This is a genomic window from Allobaculum fili (assembly GCF_020969955.1).
Classification (GTDB): Bacteria; Bacillota_I; Bacilli_A; order Erysipelotrichales; family Erysipelotrichaceae; genus Allobaculum; species Allobaculum fili.
Genome location: NZ_JAHDSX010000030.1, coordinates 1 through 10,295 on the forward strand (window position 1 = coordinate 1; position 10,295 = coordinate 10,295).

Below are 10,295 nucleotides of genomic sequence, written 5' to 3' on the forward strand. Positions count from 1 at the left end.
CGGATCCGAAGTATGAAGAAAACGATGAAGAATAAAAAATACGCCAAGCGGGATCTCGAAAGGGATCCCGTTTAGCGTATCTAATATTCAGTCTCGCGTATACCCGTCGATTGTTTGACACTTACGCTTTTTGATGTTTCTTTGGAATTCTTAACGACGGAATCCATCGCGTGCGTCAGCCACGCGATGGATTTGGCTAGCCGCTCGTCGGGCTGGTAAAAGTGATTGCCTGGATTTTCTTCGAACGCACAGTTCAGACCAGCCTGTGAAAAGTATTTGGACAAATCGCGGGTGATCGACTCCGTTGTCTTCAAATACGGATCGGAAGTTCTGGATTCTTTTGTCCCAATAGAAAAGTACAGCGCCTCTAAGGACGAGGGAATCTCCTGATTCTGGATCCATTCTGTCAGTTCGGGATACCAGAGAGAACCGGATACGCTGGCTGTACAGTCAAAACACGAACTGGAGAGAGCTCCATACAGAGCGAACAGACCGGCCATGGAATAGCCGATCAGCCCAGTCCAGGGGATTTCATACGTCAAAATCGATTTGGACCAGAGAAGAACGCGGCTTTCAATCCAGTTCAGATAGTCTTCTGCACGCCCGTTGAAAACAGAATCGGTTCCATGAAGCGTAATGCGTTCAAACCATGGAGAAAGATCGGCGTTCCAGTCAAATCCGGAAATCACCAGCAGGTTGAACGCTTTGGCCCCTTTTCGATGACAGGCCTTAAAGAAGGCTTCATAAAAGCTTTCCGTCTGCTGCTCGCTGTTCAGAATGAGAAGCGGCAGCGGCCGCTTGCCGTGAACAGCCAGCGTGAGAGTTCGGGAATCCAGGCTCGCAGTATAGAAGCGAACAGCAGGAGCCCCCGACCTGGTCAATCCTTCGGATGGGTTTTGAGAAAGCGTATCGTGACTCATCGGCCGATTCCTCCTCGTCTTGTTCTGAAAACCGGGGAATGCGGTAATAAATTACTGGGCCGCTGTTTTGTCCTTGGCCTGATCTTTTGCGTTTTCCATGACGACAACGGCCAGACCATCCAGAGACGTTTCCTTCAGTTCCATCGGCAGCTTTTTGCCGGTCAGGTTCATCGTTTTAACGACCATGTCAAAGGAAACACGGTTTTTCTTCACGTTGCGCAGATACTTGGCGAGTCGAGCCGCATCGACGGCGCGTGTGGACGCGACAGCGTTTCGCTCAATGCAGGGGATCATGACGTAGCCCATAACCGGGTCGCAGGTCAGACCCAGATGGTGTTCCAGTCCCATTTCTGCGGCGGATTCGATCTGTTCATTGCTCAAGCGGAACAGGGAAGCGACAAACGCAGCGCCCATGGCACAGGCGGCACCGACTTCAGCCTGACAGCCGGCTTTCGCTCCGGAAATCGTAGCGTTTTCCTGAATGAGGTTTCCGATCAGCGCAGCCACTTTCAAACCGTTGAGAATGGATTTTTTCGGCATGCCCAGATCGATGGAATAGTGATAGACCAGGGCAGGAAGGACGCCGGCCGATCCCATAGTGGGAGCGGTAACGACGGTTCCGCCCGACGCGTTCTGCTCGGCTGCCGCATACGCGTAGCTCTGTATAAGAAGCGCATCGCGGTCGGCTTCAGTGTCGCACGTTTTCGCGGATTCGTACAGGGCGTAGGCAACGCGGTCGAGATGAAGCTTGCCGGGAAGGGTACCGGTTTTGGACAGACCTTCCTTTACGGATTTGATCATCGCCTTGTAAATTTTCTGCATGTAGGCATCGATGTCCTTGCCTTCCACTTCGGTCACGTATTCATCGAGACGCATGTATTTCTTCTTGCAGTAGTGCTGAATGTCATCGAGCGTGGTATGGGGGTAAATATCCTTCGCGCTTTCCGGCTGCTTGCCGTCAATCATCAGCTTGCCGCCGCCAATGGAGACGTACGTTTTTTCCAGAGTGGATCCGTCCGGACGGATTGCCTTGATGACCATGGTATTGGGGTGAGCCTGCGGGGTCTTGATGTCGAAGTGAATATCGATTTTTTTTCCGCGGAGCGTCTTTTTTAAAATTGCATCCGTCAGGTGCCCTTTTCCTGTCAGGGCAAGAGAACCGTAAAGGGTGATGTCAAAAGCGGCGGCATCGGGTGCGGATTCAAGAATGTCCCTGGCGGCCCGCATTGGACCGAAGGTGTGCGAGCTGGAAGGGCCGGGGCCGATCTTAAACAGTTCACAGATGGTTTGCATGGTAAAGCCTCTCTTTCAGAGCAAAAAAATAATTCATTCCTATCGTAAGTCCGTTCCAGTTATAAATCTGTCCGGATACTTTAAGAAGTAAGTCTGCGTCTCTATTGTACAGAATCGGAGAACAGAATCGAAACGATGTTCCTGTCTCCCCGACAGATTGAAGCCTGCAGGAAAAGAATTTTTCGGGATGGGAAAGCAGGCGAATCGGCCGAATATTCTTAAGGACAGATCATTCTGGCTTCTTCTGTACAGAGGAAGTGGATCTGTTTTGTCAGAACGCCGGAAAAAATGAAAAGAGAGCCTCGCTAAAAGGCTTTCAGGCGGGATGAAATTTCAAAAATGAGCGGTTTGAGTCCTCTGGCACATTGGAATAGTTTGGTTTAAATTCCAAACAGGTCTCCGACATTCTCCGTAAGAATTCGCGATGAGGGACGATCTGCATTTTTCAGCATCTGTTCCAGCCGGTTTTCGATCGCCTTTTCCACGAGAGACTGCGGATCGATGCCGCGCAGTTCAAACAGCAGCAGAGGCCTTTCTTCCAGGCGCAGAGCGGTTCCATACATTACGGCCGCCACATGCTTGCACATGGAAGCGCCGTCCGGGCATGAGCAGTCAAAATGAATTTCGTGCGGACCCGGAAACAGGCCTTCTTTGGACGCGAACAGATCCTGCAGGTCTTTTGGGAACTGGCCGTTGACCAGCGCGTCCAGTGAAGAAATTCCAAATTCACAGCGCTCCTGGATTCTGGCTGCCACATTGGGATGCAACGGATCAATGCGTACAACGACATTATACGGTTTGCGGGTGGTGCCCTGTACAAGCCCTTCGATCACACCCTTTTGAATCTGAAGGTCCAGAACGAAGCCGTTTTTCACATACCGTCTTCCTCTTGGCAGGCGGTTGGAAAAAACCGAATAGCGTTCGAGATTGCGGCACCAGGCATCGCCCCACCAGGTGGAGCAGATTTTTCTTCTGGAATCGTCTGCGATGACCGGATCGATCAAGGTTCCCTTTTTTCTAGCTTTTTGAATGTAGGCTTCCGCCATCCTCATCTGTTCGTCGACGGAAACGTAACTGCTGTATCCCCAGTAACTCATAAGCGTATCCTCATGGCCTCGATCAGATCTTCATCGGAAAGCGTGGCCAGCCAGCTTTCTGCAGACGTACCGACTGCATCATCGGGAGTTTCTGCTTCGATTCGATCATCTCATGGATCTTTTCTTCAATCGTATTGGAGCAGACAAATTTATGAACGATGACATTTTTCTTCTGGCCAATTCGATAGGCGCGGTCTGTCGCCTGGTTTTCTACAGCCGGGTTCCACGAGCGGTCAAAGTGAATGACATGGCTGGCCTTCGTCAGATTCAGACCGGTACCGGCAGCCTTTAAAGACAGTACGACAAATGGAATATACGTTTCCTGCCGGTTAAACGCATCCACAATCTTCTGCCTTTTCTTGATTGGAGTCTGCCCATGAATGATAAATCCTTTCGCTCCGAAGATCGTTTCCAGAAATTTGGCCAGATGCTCGGTCATTTCCCGGTACTGTGTAAAGATAAGAACGGATTCATGATTCTGGGCAATTGGTTCACAGAGCTCCGCGAGCATTTTGAATTTGCCCGATTCAGAGGGCACATACGCCGTATCTCCGAGATACTGATCCGGGTGATTGCATACCTGCTTCAGCTTGCTCAGGGTAGAAAGGACAAGTCCCTTGTGCTCAATGCTGGCATGGCTGTCGATTTCGCCGTTCATAGACTGTGCCTGTTTTTCAGCCAGCTCCGAGACGATCTTTTTGTAAAGAACGATCTGAGACTCGCTTAGCTCAATGTAATCGTTCTGTTCGATTTTATCGGGCAGATCGCTGATGATGCGCTTATCGCTTTTGAGCCGGCGCAGCAAAAAGGGAGAAATGGTTTTCTGCAGCTTTCCAAGATAGTCCGACTCGGATGCCTGCCCCTGTTGAATAAAGTTCGCAAACTCTTTCTGTGTTCCCAGGACGCCTCGATTGAGGAAATCAAAGATCGACCAGAGGTTGATCAGATCGTTTTCGATCGGCGTACCGGTCATCGCCAGACGCATATGGGCCTGCAGACCTATGACGGAAGATGTCTGTCTGGTTTTGGGATTCTTGATTGCCTGCGCTTCATCGAGGACTAAGAAATCCCAGTGAATGTCTTTTAAGGCGTCCAGACGAGAAACTATGCCGTACGTGGTCAGATTCAGAAACGGGAGATCCACTTTGTCAGACGTTTTAAAGGCATCTACGGCTTTTTTGCCATGAAGAATTCCCACGCTCAGATCGGGAGTAAACTGCGATGCTTCTTTTCGCCAGTTAGCAATGAGCGAAGCCGGTACCACCAGAAGCGCTTTCTTTTCCGGATCTTTCTGATGCTCTTTTTCCAGCCATGCCAGGGTCTGTACGGTTTTTCCAAGACCCATAAAGATGGATGCGGTTAAGCAGGAGATCTGGGCTCGTCTGACCTTGTATAATCTCTGCAGCGCAGGCGTCACCTATTGCGAGATTCATCAACCCGCTCCCAGGAAACAGCCAAAACGGAAAACGGTCCTCAACCGGAAGTTTGCCTTTGAGCTTCTTAGAAAGTTCTTTAATTACGAGTTCCTGGATGAAGAATATCTGCTCAGGCAGATCTGGAAGCATAAATCGCAGGTCAAAGAAGGCAGGTATTTTGATCGGCATGCTCAAAGAAAACCGGACTCAAATCAGCACCAACTAATGTGGATAATTTTCTTATACAACTAAGATTGTTTTGGAGATACTGAACAGCAGCTCTTTTTAAGTGCGCCAAATTTTTCAAAAGACAAGATAAACTTATCCAAATAAGATAACGTCACCGTGATATCACCGTGAGGAAGGTACGACTTCTGAGACAGGTTAGGTTCAAATCATTGTTTTATCCGGAAAACCGAAGGGCATTGGTAATAATCAGCGAAAACCCGTCGGGAGTAATCTGATAAACAAGTTCCATTTTTTATCTCCTGTTCTTTCTCTTTGTACAGTCAAATTCATCCGCAGCTTCATAAACACAGAAAGCCGTTCATCTGAACAGCCCATGTATAACCATATTCTAGCCAATTCAGCAGCAGAAAAATTCCGAGTTCGACAAACACGCTCTCTGCGAACATGGATTTATCGTGGCAAGTCTGCGGTAACGCTGTCTGTAGAAAAATAGATAGGCCGGAAAAAGAGTGACATCGGGAAAACGAAAGAGCGGGTTCGTAGGCCAATATGCAAAAAAAAATCGCAGTTTCAGACTTTATTCAGTCAGAAACAGCGTAAGTGAATGTTTAAAAATCAGTTTGAAGTGTGTGCTCCGTTTTCATCATAGACGGGATCAGGAAGGGTGTTGGCCCTGGCGAAGATCAGGTAGCCGATCAGAAACAGGAAGGCGAGCGTGCCGACCGCAATGTTCTGCTGACCGGTCAGCTGGGAAATCAGCCCGACAACGAGCGTTCCTAAAAAGCTCGCGCCTTTGCCGGCAATGTCGTACAGACCAAAGTATTCACCGGTCTGGTTTTTCGGAATGATCCGCGCAAAGTACGAACGGCTGAGTGCCTGAATCCCGCCCTGGAATACGCCGACGGCGGCGGCGAGAATCCAGAACTGCCAGATGGAATACATGAACAGGGCAAAGATTGAAATGCAGAAGTAGGCGAAGATGCCAACTTTGATCAGCTCGCCCGCGGAGTAGCTTTTGGCCAGATAGCCAAAGAGAATGGCAGCTGGAAAAGCGATGACCTGTGTCAGAAGCAGGGCCAGAAGCAGACCCGTCTGATCGAGTCCAAGTGAGGTTCCATAGGCGGTCGCCATCTCGATGATGGTATAGACGCCGTCGATATAAAAGAAGAATGCCGCCATGAACAGGAGAACTTTGCGGTTATGGCCGATTTCCTTAAGGACTTTCCAGAGTCGTCCAAACGTCTGACGTGCCGCATGCCCTTTACGGGGTACGAAATGTTTCTGCTTATAGCTGAAGGCCAGCGGCAGAGTAAACAGCGCCCACCACACGGCGTTCAGTAAAAATACCAGAAGAATTGCGGTCTGAAAGCCCATGCCCAGATTTTCGTAGCCGAGCATCAGGCCTAAAGAAACGATGAAAGGAATGCAGCTGCCGATATAGCCCCAGGCATAGCCTTTTGAGGAGACCATATCCATTTTGTCTTCCGGGCAGACATCGACGAGCATGGAATCGTAGATGACTAACGAAATGCTGTAGAGAATCTTGCAGAAGATAAACAAAGCGAGAAACGCCATCCAGTGACTGGGAATCCAGAAACAGAACAGCAGCAATGCGCCGGCCAGGGCATTGCCCAGGAAGATTTTTTTCTTGTTTCCGTCAAAGTCGGCGAGCGTTCCCATTAAGGGGCCGGCAATGGCCACACAGATTGTGGCGATACTTGCCGCGTAGGACCACCAGGAGAGATATTCCGTTTCCGAAAGACCGGCCTGTGTAGCCAGGTGATTAAAGTAGATGGGCATAATGGACGTTGCAAGCAGGATAAACGCGGAGTTTCCTACATCGTACATAATCCATTTGAGCTCCAGAGTTGACAATTTATTTTTCATATTCATTCCTCAGGCACAGTTTAGCATTCTCGCCGAAAAATCACAGTATTAGCTTTTCCTATAGGATATTGTTGACATTGTAAACAAATTGGATTTTTGTACAGTTCGATTTTTGCTGGATGTAGTTCATGAAAATGAAAGCAGATACGCACGCAGCGCCGATTAGCTAGAAACGGATCGAAGCTGCAAACCAGGCTGTCAGAACTGGGAAAAACAGGGGGCAGAAAAACTGGAATTCTCTGCCCATCCGTCCAGCCAGCTGCTGTGTGGACAACTGAGAAACCCGACTTTGTAAGGTACAAATCCGGCTTTCTCTTTTCGGTCGAAGAGAGGGGGAGTTGACGAGCTCGCAAAGTCTTTGATAAATTACCACTAACGCCATAATTCAGAAGCAGTAGAAAATAAAGAAAGCTCGCAGAGAGCCGGCGGTTGGTGAAAGCCCGGCAGTTTCTTCTTTCGAACTCGTCTGGATTGCGTAATGCAGACCTGCTATATGGGCATTAAGTGCACAGATCTTTATTCCTTTTCTTTAAATGGGAATTCAATCAACAGACGATCTGTGAAGCAAGGTGGTACCGCGTAGTTTACGTCCTTACAGTTTAGGTAAGGGCGTTTTTCTTTTACGGAAGGACTTTTTCCGAAGGCACCTGCCGCAAGGGTATTGACTCGCTGTACACGCGTCCTGCAGTTTCTCTGCACATGGAAAAGACCCAGCCGATTGGAACCGTCTAAAGGCGCCGTTTCGATCGAAAAGAAAGGAAAGGAAATCAGTATGTACGATCATCAGTCCATTGAGAAAAAGTGGCAGAAGTACTGGGCGGATCATAAAACGTTCAAAACCGATACGTCCGATTTCTCCAAACCAAAATACTATGTACTCGACATGTTCCCGTATCCATCTGGAAACGGACTCCATGTCGGACACCCGGAAGGCTATACTGCCACGGATATCATCGCCCGCAAAAAACGCATGGAAGGTTATAACGTTCTCCATCCGATGGGCTTTGACTCCTTTGGTCTGCCAGCTGAGCAGTACGCCATTCAGACCGGCCATCACCCTTCGGAATTCACAAAGCAGAATATTGATCATTTCCGCGATCAGATTCAGTCTCTCGGCTTCTCCTACGACTGGGACCGCGAAATTGCGACCAGCGATCCGGAGTACTACAAGTGGACCCAGTGGATATTTACCAAGCTCTATGAAAAAGGTCTGGCTTACATCGATGAGATTCCCGTTAACTGGTGCCCAGAACTCAAATGCGTCCTGGCAAACGAAGAAGTTATCGACGGCAAGAGCGAACGCGGCGGCTACCCGGTTATCCGCAAACCGATGCGTCAGTGGGTACTGCGTATTACCGAATACGCAGACCGCCTGCTGGAAGATCTCGATCTCGTAGACTGGCCATCCTCCACAAAAGAAATGCAGAAAAACTGGATCGGTAAGTCTGCGGGTGCCAATGTCATTTTCGATATTGACGGCCACGACAAGCAGTTCACCGTATTCACGACGCGCTGCGATACCCTCTTTGGCGCAACCTACTGTGTAATGGCTCCGGAACATCCTTTCGTTGACGAAATCACTACGCCGGAACAGAAAGAAGCGGTGGAAGCCTATAAAAAGGAATGCGCTACCAAATCCGATCTGCAGAGAACGGATTTGAACAAAGATAAAACCGGCGTCTTCACCGGCGCCTATGCGATCAACCCGGTCAATGGAAAGAAAGTACCAATCTGGATTTCCGACTATGTACTCGCTTCCTATGGAACCGGCGCCATTATGGCCGTACCGGCTCATGACACCCGCGACTATGAATTCGCCAAAAAATTCGGTCTGCCCATTATTCCGGTCATCGAAGGCGGCGACATTGAAAAAGAAGCCTGGACGGAAGACGGGATGCATATCAATTCCGAATGGCTTAATGGCTTAGGCAAGAAGGAAGCCATCGGCAAGATGATCGAGTGGCTGGAAGCCCATCACGCAGGAAATGCCAAGACAACGTACAAACTGCGTGACTGGCTCTTTTCGAGACAGCGCTACTGGGGCGAGCCGATTCCAATCGTTCATATGGAAGACGGCACCGAACGCACCATTGATGTGGAAGAACTCCCGCTCGAACTCCCGGCAACGGACAATTTCCAGCCGGCGGATAACGGTGAATCGCCGCTGGCCAACTGCACCGACTGGCTCAATGTGGAAATTGACGGCGTAAAGGGAACACGCGAAACGAATACGATGCCGCAGTGGGCCGGCTCCTGCTGGTACTACATGCGCTACATCGATCCGCATAACGACAAGGCGATTGCCGACCCGAAACTGCTTGAGCACTGGCTCCCGGTTGATCTGTACGTCGGCGGTGCGGAACATGCGGTTCTGCATCTGCTCTATGCACGTTTCTGGCACAAAGTGCTCTACGATCTGGGCGTAGTCCCGACAAAGGAACCGTTCCAGAAACTGTTCCATCAGGGCATGATTCTGGGAAGCAACGGCGAAAAGATGTCGAAATCCCGCGGCAACGTCGTAAACCCGGATGAAATCGTCGCCAGCCATGGTGCTGATGCACTGCGCGTTTACGAAATGTTCATGGGACCGCTCGAAGCGGGTCTGCCCTGGTCGACGACGGGTCTGGACGGTACCCGCAAGTGGCTCGAACGCGTTAACCGCGCTTTCACCGAAGCTCTGGAAATTACCGATGAAAACGATGGAAACCTCGACAAAGTCTATAACCAGACGGTGAAGAAAGTTTCCAAGGATATCGATACCCTTAACTTCAACACCGCCATTTCGCAGATGATGATCTTCATCAACGAAGCGTACAAGAACAAGAAGATTTACCGCCCGTACGCGTTAGGCTTTGTGAAGATGATTTCAACGTTCGCACCGCATCTGGGCGAAGAGCTCTGGCACACGCTGACCGGAAGCAATGAGTCCATCGCCTACGAACCCTGGCCGACCTGGGACGAATCCAAGCTTGTGGAAGATGTCGTAACCGTCATCGTTCAGGTCAACGGCAAAGTCCGCGGCAAATTCGAAATGCCGGCCGGCAGCAACGAAGAAGCCCTCAAGGAAAAAGCGCTCGAACAGCCGTCTGTCATCAAATTTACCGAAGGCCACGAAATCAAGAAGATCATTGTGGTCAAAGGCAAAGTGGTTAACATCGTAGTCGCAAAGTAAGAGCGGTGAGAACGAGTACCATTCAGATTTCAAATCCCATTACAAGAGCATGGTACAGAACATCCGTGCTCTTTTTACCGAAAGGAAAAGCTTCAGCTCCCCAACAGAAAATTCAGGTATCGAAACAAGGTGGAGAACGGCTCGCAGAACGATCCGACAGACGGCCGATCCTGAAAGAATGGTTCTAATTGCTGCGGAGAATAGGGCTCTGTAAACCCGCTTTCGAAGGTGTTCACGCCGAAATTCTGCAGGCTCGCAAAGCGAGAGCCGAGTACAGCATGTCATCCGGCGCTTTTTAAACCTGGATCAAAAACTTCTCAAA

General features: G+C 49.7%; 6 protein-coding genes. 1 reads left to right on the forward strand and 5 read right to left on the reverse strand.

All coding sequences use genetic code 11. The features are described from left to right. Nucleotides 1–80: 80 nt before the first annotated feature. The 5 genes from Afil_RS07365 to Afil_RS07385 form a co-directional block, all read right to left on the reverse strand. Nucleotides 81–920 carry an alpha/beta hydrolase gene (locus tag Afil_RS07365; RefSeq protein WP_230267928.1) on the reverse strand — a complete coding sequence of 280 codons (840 nt, stop codon included), beginning with the start codon at nt 918–920 and terminating at the stop codon, nt 81–83. Between the two features lie 51 nt (nt 921–971). Beyond that, a complete protein-coding gene (locus tag Afil_RS07370) occupies nt 972–2,213 on the reverse strand; it encodes an L-serine ammonia-lyase, iron-sulfur-dependent, subunit alpha (protein ID WP_230267929.1) in 1,242 nt (413 codons plus the stop codon). Nucleotides 2,214–2,593: 380 nt separating this feature from the next. Then, nucleotides 2,594–3,310, reverse strand: coding sequence for an SWIM zinc finger family protein (locus tag Afil_RS07375; RefSeq protein WP_230267930.1), 717 nt, complete (start codon nt 3,308–3,310; stop codon nt 2,594–2,596). A gap of 22 nt (nt 3,311–3,332) precedes the next feature. Next, entirely contained in the window at nt 3,333–4,655 is a 1,323-nt protein-coding gene (locus Afil_RS07380) for a DEAD/DEAH box helicase (RefSeq protein ID WP_230267931.1), read from the reverse strand. 874 nt (nt 4,656–5,529) lie between these two features. After that, entirely contained in the window at nt 5,530–6,801 is a 1,272-nt protein-coding gene (locus Afil_RS07385; RefSeq protein WP_230267932.1) for an MFS transporter, read from the reverse strand. Between the two features lie 772 nt (nt 6,802–7,573). On the opposite strand from Afil_RS07385, the gene leuS reads away from it, so the two are divergent. Next, the gene (leuS, locus tag Afil_RS07390; RefSeq protein ID WP_230267933.1) at nt 7,574–9,973 is read left to right on the forward strand and encodes a leucine--tRNA ligase; all 2,400 of its coding nucleotides are present in this window, start codon (nt 7,574–7,576) and stop codon (nt 9,971–9,973) included. The last annotated feature ends 322 nt before the right edge of the window (nt 9,974–10,295 follow it).

What these genes read in the sequence shown, in the direction of transcription:
- Afil_RS07365 (WP_230267928.1), bottom strand. Translation starts at nt 920, where the DNA reads ATGAGTCACGATACGCTTTCTCAAAACCCATCCGAAGGATTGACCAGG.
- Afil_RS07370 (WP_230267929.1), bottom strand. Translation starts at nt 2,213, where the DNA reads ATGCAAACCATCTGTGAACTGTTTAAGATCGGCCCCGGCCCTTCCAGC.
- Afil_RS07375 (WP_230267930.1), bottom strand. Translation starts at nt 3,310, where the DNA reads ATGAGTTACTGGGGATACAGCAGTTACGTTTCCGTCGACGAACAGATG.
- Afil_RS07380 (WP_230267931.1), bottom strand. Translation starts at nt 4,655, where the DNA reads ATGGGTCTTGGAAAAACCGTACAGACCCTGGCATGGCTGGAAAAAGAG.
- Afil_RS07385 (WP_230267932.1), bottom strand. Translation starts at nt 6,801, where the DNA reads ATGAAAAATAAATTGTCAACTCTGGAGCTCAAATGGATTATGTACGAT.
- leuS (WP_230267933.1), top strand. Translation starts at nt 7,574, where the DNA reads ATGTACGATCATCAGTCCATTGAGAAAAAGTGGCAGAAGTACTGGGCG.